The organism is Chromobacterium sp. HL1 (assembly GCF_057418835.1).
Genome location: NZ_CP162399.1, coordinates 638,929 through 655,282, shown reverse-complemented (window position 1 = coordinate 655,282; position 16,354 = coordinate 638,929). Strand labels below are relative to the sequence as shown.

Below are 16,354 nucleotides of genomic sequence, written 5' to 3'. Positions count from 1 at the left end.
GTTGTCCCCATAAAAAAGGCCCGGGCAAAAGCCCGAGCCTGTATTCTACCGCGTCCGGATCACACCGAGAACGACGAACCACAACCGCAGGTGGTGGTGGCGTTCGGATTGCGGATCACGAACTGGGAGCCCTCCAGGCTTTCCTGATAATCGATTTCGGCGCCGACCAGGTACTGGTAGCTCATCGGATCCACCAGGAAGGTCACGCCTTGTCTCTCTATAGCGGTATCGTCTTCATTTGCAATTTCGTCAAATGTGAAACCGTATTGGAAGCCGGAGCAGCCGCCGCCGGTCACGAAGACGCGCAGTTTCAGATCGGGATTGCCTTCCTCGGCGATCAGCTCCTGCACCTTGGAACAAGCGCTTGCGCTGAAGTTGATCGGGGACGGCATTTCAGTTGCAGCAGTAGTCATGTCAAACCTCGCAATTCAGTTCCGGGGCCTTGAGAAACCCGCCAACGGTCCGCTAGCGGCCTGGCTGCGTGCGCGCTGCGGTTTCTCAAACCCCTTCTAAAGCCGGCAGAGCGGCATTCACCCACTATTTTAGTCGGATATTGGGGCCGATGGCGAGTCTTCAAGCGAACTAGTTCTTTCCGCCCATGCGCCGACGCCTCAAGGCAGCAAGGGAACGATGTCCAGTCCGGCCCGCTCCGGCTGGCCGAACATCAGGTTCATGTTCTGCACCGCCTGGCCGGCCGCGCCCTTGACCAGATTGTCTATCACCGACAACACCACCACGGTATCCCCGCCCTGCGGCCTGTGCGCGGCGATGCGGCAGACATTGGCGCCGCGCACAGAACGCGTCTCCGGGTGGCTGCCGGCCGGCAGCACGTCGACGAAGTGCTCGCCCTCGTAGCGGCGCTCGAACAACGCCTGCACGTCCACGTCGGCCTTCAGCCGCGCGTAAAGCGTGGCGTGGATGCCGCGTATCATCGGCGTCAGGTGCGGCACGAAGGTCAGGCCCACCGGCTGCGCGGCCGCCCGGCCCAGGCCCTGGCGGATTTCAGGCAAATGCCGGTGACCGGACACGCCGTAAGCCTTGAAGGAATCTCCCGCCTCGGCCAGCAAGGCGCCCACCTCCGCCTTGCGCCCTGCGCCGGACACGCCCGACTTGCAATCGGCGATCAGGCTGGAAAGCTCCACCGCGCCGGCTTCGATCAAGGGCAGGAAGCCCAATTGCACCGCGGTCGGATAGCAGCCCGGATTCGCCACCAGCCGCGCGCCGCGGATGGCCTCGCGGTTGATTTCCGGCAGACCGTACACCGCTTCGGCCACCAGGTCCGGCGAGCCGTGGCTCATGCCGTACCATTTTTCCCATTCGGCGACGTCCCGGATCCGGTAATCGGCGGCCAGATCCACCACCCGCACGCCGGCGGCCAGCAATTCTCGCGCCTCGTTCATCGCAATGCCGTTGGGTGTGGCGAAAAACACCACATCGCAATCCCGCAAGCGCGCTTCGTCGGGCGTGGAGAAGGCCAGATCGATGCGGCCTCGCAAGCTGGGGAACAGGTCGGCCACTTTCATGCCGGCCTCCTTGCGCGAGGTGACCGCGGTCACGCACGCCGACGGATGGCCCGCCAGCAAGCGCAGCAGTTCGACACCCGTGTAGCCGGTGCCCCCGACGATTCCCACCTTGATCATGCCCATTCCTTTATGTAAAAGCGCGTCGCAAAAACGACAGTGTAGGCACTGCGATGCTGCCTTGCAATATTGGGAGAGGGAAAGCGGAGAAACGACAGGCAAGAAAAAACCGCCTGGCAAACGCAGGCGGTTTTCTTGAAAACAGAATTCGGCGAATTAACGCTTGGAGAACTGCTTGGCGCGGCGAGCTTTGCGCAGGCCGACTTTTTTACGCTCAACTTCACGAGCGTCGCGGGTCACGTAACCAGCAGCGGACAGAGCCGGCTTCAACGCGGTGTCGAAGTCGATCAGCGCGCGGGTGATGCCGTGACGGATCGCGCCGGCTTGGCCGGTTTCGCCGCCGCCGACAACGTTCACCTTGATGTCGAAGGACTCGAGGTTTTCGGTCAGCGCCAGCGGCTGGCGGATTACCATGCGGCCGGTTTCACGAGCGAAATATTCATCAACGGGCTTGCCGTTAACGATGATCTGGCCCGAGCCCTTTTGCATGAACACGCGAGCAACGGAGCTCTTGCGACGGCCGGTGCCGTAGTAGTATTTACCGTTCATTTCTACGCCTTAAAATCAGATTTCCAGCACTTTCGGCTGTTGAGCAGTGTGCGGATGCTCGGAACCGGAGTACACCTTGAGCTTCTTGATCATGGCGTAACCCAGCGGGCCCTTCGGCAGCATGCCTTTAACGGCTTTTTCCAGAACGCGCTCAGGGAACTTGTCTTGCAGTTCGGTGAAGCTGCGCTCGTAGATACCACCCGGGTAGCCGGAGTGACGGTAGTACTTCTTGTCTTGTGCCTTGGCACCGGTAACGCGCAGCTTCTCGACGTTGACCACGACGATGAAATCGCCGGTATCTACGTGCGGGGTGTATTCCGGCTTGTGCTTGCCACGCAGGCGACGGGCGATCTCAGCGGCGAGGCGGCCCAAAACCTTGTCGTTGGCATCGACCACAAACCAGTCGCGTTTAACCTCATGCGGCTTGGCAGAAAAGGTCTTCATGGAACTCTTCCATCGTAATTCTTGAAAGTTACGGATTCTATTACAGCCCCGATCCAGCTGTCAAACCCTTGTGAGACAACAGAAATCCGGCTACTTGACGGCGGTGCTCGCACAGAGGGGAAAATGCAGGCGGAATAAGGGGATTAGCGGCGGCGGGGCAAAAAAAAAGCGCAACATCTAGCTTTGTTGCGCCAAGTTCCACCTAAAGAAGGAGGATGGAGGAGACAACACCAAAACGCACACTTTGCATGCCACGTCCTGATGCAGGTTTCATTATCTGCATAGGTTTGCTTCATTGCAAGGCTTTTTGTGCATTGCACTATAAAGCGTGGCTTTTTACGCCACATTTGGCTGGAGTCTCTGTTAAATCAAGGACAAAAGCACTGCGGCACTGCAAGGAAAAAATAAGGCGATTTCATTTTTTACCCTGATTTCCCCGCCTGGCAACGCTAAGGCGGGAGCCCTGCCCCCGCCATGCTGTCTGACAATCGGCAAAGGCTTACAGCTTGAGCGCCGCCGCCAAAGCCACTTCCATCATGTCGCGGAAAGTGGTTTGACGCTCTTCGGCGCTGGTGGCCTCGCCGGTGGGGATGATGTCAGACACGGTCAGAATGCCCACCGCGCGCGCGCCGTATTGCGCGGCCACGCTGTAGATGCCGGCCAGTTCCATCTCGATCACCTTGACCTGCATCTTGTCCAGCACTTCCAGCATATTGGGCTGAACGCCGTAGAACAGGTCGGCGGAGAACACATTGCCCACCGTCACCGGCTTGCCCTGCTCCGCCGCGGTGTCCACCACGGCGCGCAGCAGGCCGTAATCGGCAATGGCGGCGTAGTCGTGGTCGTTGAAGCGCATGCGGTTGACCTTGCTGTCGGTGGACGCGCCCATGGCGACGAACAGTTCGCGCAGCTTGATGTCCGGCGTCACCGCGCCGCAGGAACCGATGCGGATGATGTTCTTGACGCCGTAGTCCTTGATCAGCTCGGTGGTGTAGATGCTGGCGGACGGAATGCCCATGCCGTGGGCCATCACCGACAGGCGCTTGCCCTGGTAAGTGCCGGTGTAGCCGAACACATTGCGCACCGTGGTCACCAGCTTGGCGTCTTCCAGGAAGGTTTCCGCGATCATCTTGGCGCGCAGCGGATCGCCGGGCATCAATACGGTTTCGGCAAAATCGCCCGGCTGGGCGTTGATATGCGGGGTCGCCATCGTCTTTAGTCTCCAGATTCAAAAGAGCCCCGGCGCACAGACGCCGGGGCGTGCGTCATTCAGCCTCGCCTCACAGGAAGGACTGGCCGTAATCCATAGGGCTCAGGCCCAGGTGGGCCGCCACGGTCTGGCCGATGTCGGCGAAGGTGGCGCGCTCGCCCAGCGAGCCCGCCGGCACCTTCTTGCCGTAGCACAGCACCGGAATATGTTCGCGGGTATGGTCCGTGCCTTCCCAGGTGGGGTCGCAACCGTGGTCGGCGGACAGGATCAGGATATCGTCGTCGCCCAGCGCCGCCATCACTTCCGGCAGCCGCGCGTCGAACTCCTCCAGCGCGCGGGCGTAGCCGGCGGTGTCGCGGCGGTGGCCGTAGCTGGAGTCGAAGTCGACGAAGTTGGCCATGATGATGGCCGGGCGTTCGCCATGGTCGCGCATCGCGCCCAAGGTGGCGTCCCACAGCTGGTCGAAGCCGGTGGCCTTGTGCTTGTGGGTGATGCCGACATGGGCGTAGATGTCGGCGATCTTGCCGATGGACACCACGTCGCCGCCGGCCTTGGCCAGCTTTTCCAGCACCGTGGCCGCCGGCGGTTCCACCGCCAGGTCCTTGCGGTTGCCGGTGCGCACGAACTGGCCCTTGCCCTCGCCGACGAAGGGCCGCGCGATGACGCGGCCGATATTGTAGGGCTCCAGCAGTTCGCGGGTGATCTTGCACAGCTGATACAGCCGTTCCAGCCCGAATGTCTCTTCATGACAGGCGATCTGGAACACCGAATCCGCCGAGGTGTAGAAGATGGGCTTGCCGCTCTTCATATGCTCCTCGCCCAGACGGTCCAGAATCTCGGTGCCGGAGGCGTGGCAGTTGCCCAGATAGCCGGGCAGCTCCGCCTTGGCGACGATGGCGTCCAGCAGCTCCTGCGGGAAGCTGTTGTCGTGATCGCTGAAATAGCCCCAGTCGAACAGCACCGGCACGCCGGCGATTTCCCAATGGCCGGACGGCGTGTCCTTGCCGCTGGACAGCTCGCGCGCGTAACCGTAAGCCGCCACCGGCTCGGCCGGGTCCATGCCTTCCGGGAAATAGCCGGAGGACAAGCGGCAGGCGTGGCCCAAGCCCATGCGGGACAGATTGGGCAAGGTCAGCGCGCCGTGGCGGCCGACGTTGGCGCGGCCGGCGGCCGCCTCCATGGCGATGTGGCCCAGCGTATTGCTGCCGGCGTCGCCGAACTGCGGGGCGTCGGCGGCGGCGCCGATGCCCAGCGAGTCCAGAATCAGAATGATGGCTCGTTTCATATTGCCGCTCCGGGATTACTGCTGGCGAATCTTCTGATAGACCAGCGGCAGCGCGGAAGGTGCCGCGTCTGCCAGTTGGATCGCCGCCTTGAGGCGGCGCTCCGCGTCGGCGAAGCTGTTTTCGTCGGCCGCATGAATATAAGCCAAGGGCGCGCCGGCGTCGATGCGCTGGCCCAGCTCGACGAAGCGGGACAGACCAACGCGGAAGTCCAGCTCGTCGCTGGGCAGGCGGCGTCCGCCGCCCAGCGCGCACACCGCCATGCCGATGCCGCGGGTGTCCATGCCGCCGACGAAGCCGGCGCGTTCCGCAAACACCGGGCGCACGATGGGCGCGGCCGCCATATGGGAATCATAGTTCTCCATGAAGTCGGCCGGGCCGCCCAGCGCGGCCACCATGCGGCCGAAGATCTCGGCGGCGCGGCCGGAATCCAATGCGGCCTGCAGCTTGTCGCGCGCCTCGGCCTCGTCCTTGGCCAGCTTGCCCACCACCAGCATCTCGGCGCACAGCGCCATGGTCACTTCATGCAAGCGCGGATTGCGCTCGTCGCCCTTCAGGTAACGCACCGCCTCGCGGGTTTCTATGCTGTTGCCGGCGGTCCAGGCCAGGGGCTGGCTCATCTCGGTGATCAGCGCGCTGGTGGCCACGCCGGCGCCGTTGCCCACCTTGACGATGCGCTCGGCCAGCTCCACGGATTTCTCCATCGTCGGCATGAAGGCGCCGGTGCCGGCCTTCACGTCCATCACCAGGGCGTCCAGGCCGGCGGCCAGCTTCTTGGACAGGATGGACGCGGTGATCATCGCCACCGATTCCACCGTCGCGGTCACATCGCGCACCGCGTAAACGCGGCGGTCGGCCGGCGCCAGGTCAGAAGTCTGGCCGATGATGGCCACGCCCACGTCCTTGACCACGCGGCGAAACTCGTCCGGGCTGGGGAAGGGATTGTAGCCGGGGATCGCCGACAGTTTGTCCAGCGTGCCGCCGGTATGGCCCAGGCCGCGGCCGGAGATCATCGGCACGAAGCCGCCGCAGGCGGCCACCATCGGCCCCAACATCAGCGACACCACGTCGCCGACGCCGCCGGTGGAATGCTTGTCCACCACTGGGCCCGGCAAATTAAGGTCGCCCCAGTGCATGCGGCGGCCGGAGTCGCGCATCGCCAGCGCCATGTGCACGTTTTCTTCCAACGCCATGCCGTTGAAGTACACCGCCATGGTCAGCGCGGAGATTTGGCTGTCCGCCACGCTGCCGTCGGTGATGCCGGCGACGAACTGCTGGATGTCCTGTTGCGACAGCGCCTGGCCGTCGCGTTTCTTGCGAATGATTTCCTGAGGCAAAAACATGGCATTCTCCCTGCCTTGCGCCTGCCGCGGCGAAACCCGCCGCGAGCAATAAATAATGGCCGGGACCCACGCCACGGCCAAGAATTAAGAGCCGCTAACAAAACCGCTTAGCGCACCTGAGGCAAGGCGCACCGACGCAGGCAGTACTTGAGTACGACAAGTCGGTGCAACGCAGCATCAGGGGTTTTGTCAGCGGCGATGAAACGGCGAGCGATCAATAGCCGCTGATCGGCTTAACCTCGCCCCCTTCGATTTCCGCCTGCAAATTGCCCAGCAGGCCGGAAGCGCCGAAACGGAAGCGCTCGGCGCTCACCCAGCCCGCGCCCAGCAGATGCTCGGCCAAGTCCAGGTATTCCGCCGCCTCGGCCGCGGTGCGCACGCCGCCTGCGGCCTTGAAGCCGCAAGCGCCGCCGGTTTCGCGGATGGCGGACAGCATCACGCCGGCCGCTTCCAGCGTGGCGTTCACCGGCACCTTGCCGGTGGAGGTCTTGATGAAATCGGCGCCGGCCTGGATCGAGATCAGGCTGGCCTCGCGGATCAGCGCCTCGTCCTTCAGCTCGCCGCTTTCAATGATGACTTTCAGCGTCTTGCCTTCGCAGGCGTCCTTGCAGGCCGCCACCAGTTGCGCGCCCACCTCGCGGTTACCGGCCATCAGCGCGCGGTACGGGAACACCACGTCGACTTCGTCCGCGCCGTAGGCGATCGCGGCGCGGGTTTCCGCCACCGCGACGGCGATGTCCTCATCGCCGGCCGGGAAGTTGGTGACGGTGGCCACTTTGACCTCGGGGCAGCCGGCCTCGCGCAGGGTTTTCTTGGCGATGGGCACGAAGCGCGGATACACGCAGACCGCGGCCACGGTGCCGGCGTCGCTCTTGGCCTTGCGGCACAGCGCGGCGACCTTGTCGTTGGTGTCGTCGTCGTTCAGCGTGGTGAGATCCATCAGGGACAGGGCGCGGCGGGCCGCGGCGATCAGTTCGGACATGAGCTAACAAACCTTTCAAAATTGAACGGCCAGGCGCGCTCGCCAAGCGTTCCAAAACCTCAGCGCCGCCGGCGGGCGGCGGCGCAAAAAAACCATTATGAAAATTTCTTTAAGTCAAAGCAATGCACAGCCACAGTGAACTTGTGCCAACGCAAACTCGGCCGCGCCTTAGAACGTGTTTACGATCTCGCGAGCTAAGGCGTTGCGGCTGAGAAAGCGGAATGGTCAAGCGGTACATGAGCATTTCGAAGTTGTTTTCAACACCGTATCGCCGAAGCGCAGCAGACTTTGAACAGGTTCTTACAAACGCCGCGCCTCCTGCACCCCGCTCAACTCCATCATCCGCGACAGCACCCGGCTGATGTCCTGCACCTGGCGCACCTCCACGGTGAAACGCATGCGGGCGCGAGTGTCTCGCGACAGGGTGTTGACGCCGATCAGGTTCAGCTTCTCGCGCGACAGCACGTCGGACAGATCGCGCAGCAGGCCGGGCCGGTCCATGGCGATGATTTCGATGTCGATGGGGAAGACGCTGCTGCGCTGGTCGCCCCATTCCGCGGCGATCAGCCGCTCCGGCGCTTCCACCGACAGTTTTTTCAGCGTCAGGCAGCTCGTGCGGTGAATGGAAATGCCGCGCCCCTTGGTGACGAAGCCCATCACCCCGTCCGGCGGCGCCGGCTTGCAGCACTTGGCCAGCACCGTCATCAGATTGTCCACGCCCTCGATCAACACGCCGCCCGCGTCGTGGCCGCCCTTGCTGGCCTTGACCAGGCTTTCCGGCGCCACGTCCGCCGGCGGCGGCGGCGCGAAGCTGACGATGGCGTTGGACACCACGCGCGTGGTCAGCTCGCCGTGGCCCAGCGCGCCGTACACTTCCTCCAGCTTGTCGTAGCCCAGCTTCTCCGCCAACGCGCCCAGATTGGGCTGCATATGGCTGTGGCGCGCCAGCTCGCGCTCGAACAACATCTTGCCGGTCTCGCGCACGGTGTCCGCATTGAGCAGGCGGATGTGCTGGCGGATCTTGGAAATGGCGCGATGGCTCTTCACCCAGCCGTCGTGCAGCCAGTTCACCGACGGCCCGCCCTCCTTGGCGGTGATGATCTCCACCCGCTGGCCGTTTTGCAGCGGCGTGGACAAGGGCACGATCTGCCCCTCCACCTTGGCGCCGCGGCAGCGATGGCCCAGATTGGTGTGCACCGAATAGGCGAAATCGATGGGGGTGGCGCCAAACGGCAAGGCCATCACCCGGCCCTGCGGCGTCAGCACATAGATGGTGTCGGCGAACAGCTCGGTCTTGAACGCCTCGGCCAGGCCCTCGCGGTCCGACATCTCCTCGCGCCAGTCCAGCAACTGGCGCAACCAGGAGATTTTCTCCTCATAGGCCGCGTCGCCCTTGCCGCCCTCCTTGTAGCGCCAATGCGCGGCCACGCCGAACTCGGCGTGCTCGTGCATCTCGAAGGTGCGGATCTGCACCTCCACTGCCTTGTCCTCCGGCCCGATCACCGCGGTGTGCAGGCTGCGGTAATTATTGGCCTTGGGATGGGAGATGTAGTCGTCGAACTCGCCGGGAATCGGCTGCCAGGTGCCGTGAATGATGCCCAGCGCCGTATAGCAGTCCGGCAGCCGCTCCACCAGGATGCGCACCGCGCGGATGTCGTAGAGCTCGGAGAAATCCAGCTTTTTCTTCTTCATCTTCTTCCAGATGGAGAAGATGTGCTTGGGCCGGCCGGCCACCTCCGCCTTGACCCCGGCGTTTTTCAGCTCCGCGCGCAGGGTGTCCAGCAGCCGGTCGATATAGTCGATGCGCTCCAGCCGGCGCTCGTCCAACAGCTTGGCGATGCGCTTGTAGCTGTCCGGTTCGGTATGGCGGAAGCCCAGGTCCTCCAGCTCCCACTTGATCTGCCACACCCCCAGGCGGTTGGCCAGCGGCGCGAACAGATCCAGGGTCTCGGTGGCGATGCGGCGGCGCACCGTCTCGTCCTCCACCTCGGCCAGGTAGTGCATGGTCTGGGTGCGCCAGGCCAGCTTGATCAGCACCACGCGGATGTCGGCCACCATGGCCAGCAGCATCTTGCGCATGGTTTCCGCCTGGCGCGCGCGCTCTTCCGGCGTGGACAGCTTGTCGATGCGCGCCAGCTCGGTGATGCGGCGCACGCCGTTGACCCCCTCCACCAGCACCGCCACCGTGGGATTGAAGGTTTCGCAGAGCCAGGGCTGCCAGTCCTCGCGGTAATCCGAAGCGGCGAACATCAAGGTGGCGACGATGGCGTCCGGCAACAGATTCAGATCCGCCACAATGGCGGCGGCGGCCACCGCGTGGCTGAACAAGTCCTCGCCGGTCTGGGCCATGGTCTTGCCGCAGTACAAGGCGCGCGCCTCGTCCAAGGCGCGAGTGAGCATCGCCTGCTCTTCTCCGCTCAGCGAAGAAGACAAGCCCTCCAGCCAGCGTTGCGGATTAGCCGCGTCTGCCAGGGTGTCAGCCATCGAACGAACTACGGAAACCATATCAACCCAGTAACTCAATCAAATCGTGTTTCGACAGCGCTCGGCTACTCGGCCAAACGCAACAACAGCCGGCGCACCGGCGCCGGCACCCCGGCGTCCGGGGCGGCGGACAAGGGCAGCCACTGCCCGCTGTCCTCCATCGCCGCCTCCGCGCGCAACGCGTCCAAGCGCAGCGGCACCGGCGTAATGATCAATCGGTAATGCGTAAACACATGCTCCAGTTCCGGCCAGGCCGGCAACACGTCGCCGTGGCCGTTGCGCGCCAGCCAGTCCTCGATCTGCAACGAAGTCTCAAACTCCGGCAAGGACAGCAAACCGCCCCAGATGCCGCTGGGCGGCCGCCGCAGCAGCCACACCTTGTCGCCATGGGTGGCCAGCAACATCACCGTATGGCGCGTGGGCACCGTCTTCTTCGGCCGCGGCGTCGGCAGCTCGCCGGTGCGGCCCTCGCGCGCCGCCGCGCAGCCGTCCACCATCGGACAGACGGTACAGGCCGGTTTGCCGCGGCTGCACACCGTGGCGCCCAGGTCCATCAAACCTTGAGTGTAGGCGCTCATCAGCGCCGCATCCTGCGGCAACAACGCTTCGGCCAATCGCCACAAACGCTGTTCCACCGGCTTCTCGCCGGGGAAGCCGTCGATGCCGAAGCAACGGGTCAGCACGCGCTTGACGTTGCCGTCCAGAATGGTTTCCCGCTGGCCGAAAGCGAAAGAAGCAATCGCCGCGGCGGTGGAACGCCCCACGCCGGGCAGGCGCTCCAGTTGCTGGCGCTCGGCCGGAAAGCGGCCGCCAAACTCGGCCATCACCATTTGCGCCGCCTTGTGCAGATTGCGCGCCCGGCTGTAATAGCCCAGGCCGCTCCACAAGGCCAGCACGTCCTCCTGCGGCGCGGCGGCCAGCGCCGTCACGTCCGGAAAGCGGGCGAGGAAGCGCGGGTAATATTCCAGCACGCTTTTGACCTGAGTCTGTTGCAGCATGATCTCGGACAGCCAGATCCGGTACGGGTCGCTGACCTGCCACGGCAGATCATGGCGTCCATGCGTTTTTTGCCAGGCGGTCAGGCGCGCGGCGAAGGAGCTGTGCAGCATCGTCTATCATCTTGAATCGAACCGGATATGGTAGCGGAAAGCCTCGCTGTCACCAAGCAGCCTCCGGACAAATAAGTTAAAATCAAAGAATTGCTTAAAAGTCTGCTTACTCAAGGAAGTTCCATGTCCAGTTTCCGTTCCCGCCAGCGTGCCAATATGCGCCGCGAATTCAATAGCCGCGACAATGAGGCCAGTTCGCCGGCAGGCGGAGACAGCCCGGCCGGCAAAAGCCCCGTGATCCAGAAGAAAGCGCCTTCGGCCGACGCCGCGCCGCGCGCGCCTTATTCCGGCCCGCGTCCGGGCAACGCCAAGCCCAATTGGCAAGACCGCGGCCCAGGACAGGGACAAGGCCCGCGCGACGGCGGCAAGCGCGGCCCCTACCAGGGACGCGACCAACAGGCCGGGCGCGACAAGCCGTATGGCAACGACCGCCGGCCGCAAGGCCAGCAGCGCTTTGAGCGCAACGAAGGCCAAGACAGCTTCAATAAGGATCGCTTCAATAAAGAGCGCGGCAACAACTGGCAGCCGCGCAGCTTCGCCCGCGACGGCGAAGAACGCCCGCAAGGCAGCGGCCCCAAGAAGCCCTTCCATCACCGCGAAGACCGCGAACCGCGCGACTACAGCCGCGACCGCGGCCCATCCGGCCGCAAGCCGCTGAACGCCGCCGCGGACGTGGAGCCGGAACGCAAACCGTATAGCCGCGACCGCGGCCCGTCCGGCCGCAAACCGCTGCATCTGGAGCGGGACGGCGAACAAGGCGCGCCGCAGGGCAAGCCGCGCTGGCAGCAACGCGACGGCGAACGCCATGTCGATCAGCCGCGCAAGCCGTTCAACCCGTCCGCCGACCGCGAACAGCGCTTCCGCCGCGACGACGCCGAACAGGCGCCGCGCAAGCCGTGGCAGGAACGCCAGCACAACGAGCAGCGCGAAGAGGGGCCACGCAAACTGTTCGGCAAGCCGGCCAATCGCGACAACAACTTCCGCCGCGACGACGCCGAGCAGGCGCCGCGCAAACCGTGGCAAGAACGCCAGCACGGCGACCGCGACCAGCGCTTCCAGCGCGACGACGCCGAACACGCGCCGCGCAAACCCTGGCAGGAACGCCAGCACGGCGACCGCGACAACCGTTTCCGCCGCGACGACGCCGAGCAAGCGCCGCGCAAACCGTGGCAGGAACGCGAGCACGGCGACCGCGACAACCGTTTCCGCCGCGACGACGCCGAGCAAGCGCCGCGCAAACCGTGGCAGGAACGCGAGCACGGCGACCGCGACAACCGTTTCCGCCGCGACGACGCCGAGCAAGCGCCGCGCAAGCCGTGGCAGCAAAACGAGCCCGCTGAACGCGGCGAGGGCGGCCCGCGCAAACTGTTCGGCAAATCCGCCGAACGCGACAACCGCAGCCGCCGCGACGATGCCGAAGCAGCGCCGCGCCAGGACCGTCCGCAAGGCGAACCGGCCGAGCGTAGCGAAGGCGGCACGCGCAAGCTGTTCAGCAAGCCGTCCTATCGCGACGACGCCGAACGCGCGCCGCGCCAAAGCTGGCAACAGGAAGAACGCCCGCGCCACGAGCGTCGCGAAGGCGAAGCCCGTCAGTTGTTCGGCAAGCCGGGCGCCGGCAGCCTGAAACCGCTGGGCGACCAGCACCGCGTGGAAACCCGCGGCGAGCATCGCCACGCCGACGCGCCGCGTCATGCGCCGACCGAACGCCAGGCCCCGAGCCTGACCCAGGTGCGCGACAGCGTGCTGTCCTTGTTCGCCCCCTGCCCGCGCGGCCTGGAAGCCATCCTGGCCGACGAGTTGCGCGGCCTGGGCGCGCGCGACATCGCCACCGCCGACGGCGGCGTGGCCTTCGCCGGCGACCGCGATCTGCTGATGGCGGCCAACCTGCACAGCCGCACCGCCAGCCGCGTGCTGCTGCAACTGGCCCAGGGCGGCTACCGCAATGAACAAGACATCTACCGCCTGGCGATGAATGTGGACTGGCCGCGCTGGTTCGACGTATCCAACAGCATCAAGCTGAAGACCGACGCCATCCGCTGCCACTTCAAGAGCCTGGACTTCATCTCGCTGAAGGTGAAGGACGCGATCTGCGACCGCTTCCGCCAGGCTCAGCTGGGCCGGCCCAATGTCGACACCCGCCACCCGGACGTGCGCGTCCACGTCTTCCTGACCGAAGACAGCGCCACCATCTATCTGGACACCAGCGGCGAACCGCTGTTCAAGCGCGGCTGGCGCCAGGAAACCGGCGACGCGCCGCTGCGTGAAAACCTGGCCGCCGGCATCCTGATGCTGACCGGCTACAACGGCAGCCAGCCGCTGCTGGACCCGATGTGCGGCAGCGGCACCTTCCTGGTGGAAGCCGCCGACATCGCGCTGAACCGCGCGCCGGGCCGCCAACGCAAATTCGCCTTCCAGAAACTGCGCGGCTTCGATTCCGCCAGCTGGGAAGCGCTGCTGCTGGACGCCCAGCACGCGGAAAAACCGCTGGCCAAGCTGGCGATCAACGGCTCCGACCGCGACCAGGCCATCATCAACGTCGCCAAGGACAACCTGGAACGCGCCGGCCTCTCCGGCCTGGTGGAACTGAAGGCGATGGACGTGCTGGACGCCCGCCCCAACGGCGAAAACGGCATCCTGGTGGCCAACCCGCCCTACGGCGTGCGCATGGACGAACTGGACCAGCTGGCCGAGTGGTATCCGCTGCTGGGCGACTGGCTGAAGGCCCACTTCGCCGGCTGGCACGCCAACCTGTTCAGCGGCGACCTGCGCCTGGCCAAGCTGATCCATCTGTCGCCCAAGCGCCGCACCCCGCTGTACAACGGCTCGCTGCAATGCCGGCTGTTCGTCATCAATATGGTGGAAGGCAGCGCCCGCAAGGAAAAACCGGGTGAGCAGGCCGAAACCATCGAGCAGGACGATCACGCCGCGGAGTAACACCGCGCGCGGACAGCAAAACGGCGAGCCATGGCTCGCCGTTTTTTATGGAGCACTCCCGCGGAGGCCCCAAGATTGAACCATGCGGTGTTTAAGCCGTTTTGAGGTCCATGGCCTCCGCCCGCTCCTCGATCGCCGCCTCCACCCATTCGTTCAAGCTCTTGGACTCGGCCGACGCCGCTGCCGCCGCCATTTCATGCAAGCGCGGCGCAATGCGCACATTGAATTTTCCCGAATAGGTTTTAAGAGGCTGCAGCCCCTTCTCGCGGCATGCGTCCAGATACACGCGCAGCGATATTTCGGCTTCTCGTTTGAGGCTTGCGACATCGCCTGCATAAAAATCCGCTCCGCCGCTCAAGCCCAGAAACTCGCCGCGAAACATGTCGATTTCCGGGTCATAGCTGATCACAGCTCGGTAGCCTTCAATCTGTAGAATATTCTTCATGGTGTCACCCCGTTGGTTTCCAGCCATTTTCTAATTGCGGCCACCGCTCCCTTGTCCGTATCCGGAGAAGGATGGGGCCGATGAAACACCCTCACCACACCGAATAAGGCAACGCAGATATCCCTCCCTTCACGCTCCTCAATCTCAGACCCTATTCACGAACTGCTGCGCGTCGGCGATACGGCGTTGAAACCGGCTTCGAAATGCTCATGTACCAAATGTACATTCCGCTTTCTCAGCCACTTTCGCCTTGTCTCGCTCTAGCTCGCGAGATCGTGAATAGGCTCTACACCCGGCTCCTGAAACAAAGCCTCAATATCGCTCCACCGGATATTGGCGCTGACTGGACGCGTGAAGATCAACTGCAAGGTGATCAAGTGTTTTCGTTTCACACTCAATTGGTACCATAAATCAGTACCAAAATCAATATCATCGGATAAGACCGACAACACAGCACAGCTGGACGCTGCCGCTTGACCCCACCCAGCCCATCGGCAACAATCGCCGCGTGCCGTTTCACTTAACGGCGCTGGGTGTGAGAGCCCATATAAAGGAAAAAGGGGGATGCCACTGTGTAACAGTCGCGTCCGAAACGCTATTGCCTTGCCATCCGGCGGGCCGTGGCGGGGAGGCCTTAACGGCCTACCGGTTTCCTTTTTCCCGGTCTCTCAACCTCGTCACGCGCCTGCCAGCCCGTTTGAGAGCGAGCCCGCAGGCGGACCACGAAAAAGGAGCGTTCCCCATGTTGGTTCTACCCTTGTTCAGCTATCCCCCGCCCCGCGACACGCCGGCCCGCGCCTCGCTTCCGGAGGCTCAGCCATGAATCCCGTCCCCAGCCTCGTCGAACTAGACCGCCTGATCCAGCAGCTGCACGCGCAGCGCCTCTGCGAACCCGAACTGGAACGGCTGGCGCAATGCAGCCGACACGTCCACGACATCTGTCACACCGCCTCGCTGGAACTGGGCCAGATCAGCAGCGCGCTGGCCGGGCTGCTGACGCTGCTGGACCAGTCCGAGATTGAGCATCTGGCGCGCGAGCAGATGTATTGTCTGCTCGAGCCCTTCGCTCGGCGCTTGCAACAAGCTTATGAAGCCTTGCAGGAACTGAGCTGATCTCGTCAACGCCCGCCAGCCCCGCCTGGCGGGCAGACTGAGGCGGCAAGCCAAACGAATAAAACCGTCGCAATCCGGACTAACCCATTCGGCATCGCCGTGAGATAATCCCGCCCGGACGCGCGCTTAAAAATCCAGAGCCTTACGCACAGGGCCTGCGCGCCATTGACACCACTCAACGCTGCAAGCACACACCATGCAAACCTCTTTCCTGTCCGCCACCGTCCTGCTGATCCTGATCACCGATCCGCTGGGCAATATTCCGCTGTTCATCGCCGCGCTCAAGCAGGTCAAGCCGGAACGCCGCCGCCGCGTGGTCTACCGCGAATGCCTGATCGCCTTCCTGGTGCTGTCCGCCTTCATGTTCTTTGGCCGCAACTTCCTGGACCTGATGCATCTGACCGATGATTCGATGCGGGTGGCCGGCGGCGTGATCCTGTTCCTGATCGCCATCAAGATGATCTTCCCCGGCGAGGGCAGCGTGTTCGGCGGCGACAAGATGCACGGCGAGCCCTTCATCGTGCCGATCGCCGTGCCGCTGATCGCCGGCCCGTCGGCGATGGCCACCGTGCTGCTGATGTCCACCCGCGAACCGGAGCGGATGCTGGAATGGCTGGGGGCGCTAACCATCTGCATGCTGGTGACGCTGCTGGTGTTTCTCTTCTCCGGCAAGCTGCAAAAGCTGCTGGGCGAGCAGGCGATCACCGCGCTGGAGCGGCTGATGGGCCTGGTGCTGACCGCGATCTCGATCGAGATGCTGCTGGGCGGCGTGGCGTCCTACATCAAGCAATTCCACTGAGCTTCGCGCTCCTAGGCGG

The 16,354-nt window shown here is 64.0% G+C and carries 14 protein-coding genes; 3 read left to right on the top strand and 11 right to left on the bottom strand.

What is annotated here, in order from left to right; translation table 11 throughout:
• Positions 1 to 59 precede the first annotated feature (59 nt).
• From erpA to mutY, 10 genes are all read right to left on the bottom strand, one after another.
• On the bottom strand, positions 60 to 392 hold the full coding sequence (gene erpA / locus AB1Z25_RS02945) for an iron-sulfur cluster insertion protein ErpA (RefSeq protein WP_197083112.1): 333 nt from the start codon (positions 390 to 392) through the stop codon (positions 60 to 62).
• A 219-nt stretch (positions 393 to 611) separates the two neighbouring features.
• Positions 612 to 1,640, bottom strand: coding sequence for an N-acetyl-gamma-glutamyl-phosphate reductase (argC, locus tag AB1Z25_RS02940; protein ID WP_486636540.1), 1,029 nt, complete (start codon positions 1,638 to 1,640; stop codon positions 612 to 614).
• A gap of 156 nt (positions 1,641 to 1,796) precedes the next feature.
• Complete coding sequence (gene rpsI, locus AB1Z25_RS02935) at positions 1,797 to 2,189, bottom strand: 30S ribosomal protein S9 (protein WP_019102900.1); 393 nt, start codon at positions 2,187 to 2,189, stop codon at positions 1,797 to 1,799.
• 15 nt (positions 2,190 to 2,204) lie between these two features.
• On the bottom strand, positions 2,205 to 2,633 hold the full coding sequence (rplM, locus tag AB1Z25_RS02930) for a 50S ribosomal protein L13 (RefSeq protein ID WP_019102901.1): 429 nt from the start codon (positions 2,631 to 2,633) through the stop codon (positions 2,205 to 2,207).
• A gap of 499 nt (positions 2,634 to 3,132) precedes the next feature.
• Complete coding sequence (gene deoD, locus AB1Z25_RS02925) at positions 3,133 to 3,843, bottom strand: purine-nucleoside phosphorylase (RefSeq protein ID WP_235084378.1); 711 nt, start codon at positions 3,841 to 3,843, stop codon at positions 3,133 to 3,135.
• Between the two features lie 70 nt (positions 3,844 to 3,913).
• Entirely contained in the window at positions 3,914 to 5,128 is a 1,215-nt protein-coding gene (locus tag AB1Z25_RS02920; protein ID WP_235084379.1) for a phosphopentomutase, read from the bottom strand.
• Between the two features lie 15 nt (positions 5,129 to 5,143).
• Positions 5,144 to 6,469, bottom strand: a complete 1,326-nt coding sequence (deoA, locus tag AB1Z25_RS02915) for a thymidine phosphorylase (protein ID WP_486636539.1) — start codon at positions 6,467 to 6,469, stop codon at positions 5,144 to 5,146.
• 214 nt (positions 6,470 to 6,683) lie between these two features.
• Positions 6,684 to 7,451, bottom strand: coding sequence for a deoxyribose-phosphate aldolase (deoC, locus tag AB1Z25_RS02910; protein WP_107798132.1), 768 nt, complete (start codon positions 7,449 to 7,451; stop codon positions 6,684 to 6,686).
• A 300-nt stretch (positions 7,452 to 7,751) separates the two neighbouring features.
• Positions 7,752 to 9,956, bottom strand: coding sequence for a RelA/SpoT family protein (locus tag AB1Z25_RS02905; protein WP_107798131.1), 2,205 nt, complete (start codon positions 9,954 to 9,956; stop codon positions 7,752 to 7,754).
• A 44-nt stretch (positions 9,957 to 10,000) separates the two neighbouring features.
• Complete coding sequence (gene mutY, locus AB1Z25_RS02900; protein WP_227108541.1) at positions 10,001 to 11,041, bottom strand: A/G-specific adenine glycosylase; 1,041 nt, start codon at positions 11,039 to 11,041, stop codon at positions 10,001 to 10,003.
• Between the two features lie 126 nt (positions 11,042 to 11,167).
• Between mutY and AB1Z25_RS02895 the strand changes: the two genes are divergently transcribed.
• On the top strand, positions 11,168 to 13,978 hold the full coding sequence (locus tag AB1Z25_RS02895; RefSeq protein ID WP_486636538.1) for a THUMP domain-containing class I SAM-dependent RNA methyltransferase: 2,811 nt from the start codon (positions 11,168 to 11,170) through the stop codon (positions 13,976 to 13,978).
• Positions 13,979 to 14,069: 91 nt separating this feature from the next.
• Here AB1Z25_RS02895 and AB1Z25_RS02890 read toward each other — a convergent pair whose 3' ends face one another.
• On the bottom strand, positions 14,070 to 14,423 hold the full coding sequence (locus AB1Z25_RS02890) for a type II toxin-antitoxin system HicB family antitoxin (protein WP_081544270.1): 354 nt from the start codon (positions 14,421 to 14,423) through the stop codon (positions 14,070 to 14,072).
• Between the two features lie 819 nt (positions 14,424 to 15,242).
• Between AB1Z25_RS02890 and AB1Z25_RS02885 the strand changes: the two genes are divergently transcribed.
• Entirely contained in the window at positions 15,243 to 15,536 is a 294-nt protein-coding gene (locus AB1Z25_RS02885) for a hypothetical protein (RefSeq protein WP_486636537.1), read from the top strand.
• Between the two features lie 196 nt (positions 15,537 to 15,732).
• On the top strand, positions 15,733 to 16,335 hold the full coding sequence (locus AB1Z25_RS02880) for a MarC family protein (protein ID WP_019100349.1): 603 nt from the start codon (positions 15,733 to 15,735) through the stop codon (positions 16,333 to 16,335).
• Positions 16,336 to 16,354: the final 19 nt, after the last annotated feature.

What these genes read in the sequence shown, in the direction of transcription:
- argC (WP_486636540.1), bottom strand. Translation starts at nt 1,640, where the DNA reads ATGATCAAGGTGGGAATCGTCGGGGGCACCGGCTACACGGGTGTCGAA.
- AB1Z25_RS02885 (WP_486636537.1), top strand. Translation starts at nt 15,243, where the DNA reads ATGAATCCCGTCCCCAGCCTCGTCGAACTAGACCGCCTGATCCAGCAG.
- deoC (WP_107798132.1), bottom strand. Translation starts at nt 7,451, where the DNA reads ATGTCCGAACTGATCGCCGCGGCCCGCCGCGCCCTGTCCCTGATGGAT.
- AB1Z25_RS02920 (WP_235084379.1), bottom strand. Translation starts at nt 5,128, where the DNA reads ATGAAACGAGCCATCATTCTGATTCTGGACTCGCTGGGCATCGGCGCC.
- AB1Z25_RS02895 (WP_486636538.1), top strand. Translation starts at nt 11,168, where the DNA reads ATGTCCAGTTTCCGTTCCCGCCAGCGTGCCAATATGCGCCGCGAATTC.
- erpA (WP_197083112.1), bottom strand. Translation starts at nt 392, where the DNA reads ATGCCGTCCCCGATCAACTTCAGCGCAAGCGCTTGTTCCAAGGTGCAG.
- AB1Z25_RS02905 (WP_107798131.1), bottom strand. Translation starts at nt 9,956, where the DNA reads ATGGTTTCCGTAGTTCGTTCGATGGCTGACACCCTGGCAGACGCGGCT.
- deoD (WP_235084378.1), bottom strand. Translation starts at nt 3,843, where the DNA reads ATGGCGACCCCGCATATCAACGCCCAGCCGGGCGATTTTGCCGAAACC.
- rpsI (WP_019102900.1), bottom strand. Translation starts at nt 2,189, where the DNA reads ATGAACGGTAAATACTACTACGGCACCGGCCGTCGCAAGAGCTCCGTT.
- AB1Z25_RS02890 (WP_081544270.1), bottom strand. Translation starts at nt 14,423, where the DNA reads ATGAAGAATATTCTACAGATTGAAGGCTACCGAGCTGTGATCAGCTAT.
- rplM (WP_019102901.1), bottom strand. Translation starts at nt 2,633, where the DNA reads ATGAAGACCTTTTCTGCCAAGCCGCATGAGGTTAAACGCGACTGGTTT.
- AB1Z25_RS02880 (WP_019100349.1), top strand. Translation starts at nt 15,733, where the DNA reads ATGCAAACCTCTTTCCTGTCCGCCACCGTCCTGCTGATCCTGATCACC.
- deoA (WP_486636539.1), bottom strand. Translation starts at nt 6,469, where the DNA reads ATGTTTTTGCCTCAGGAAATCATTCGCAAGAAACGCGACGGCCAGGCG.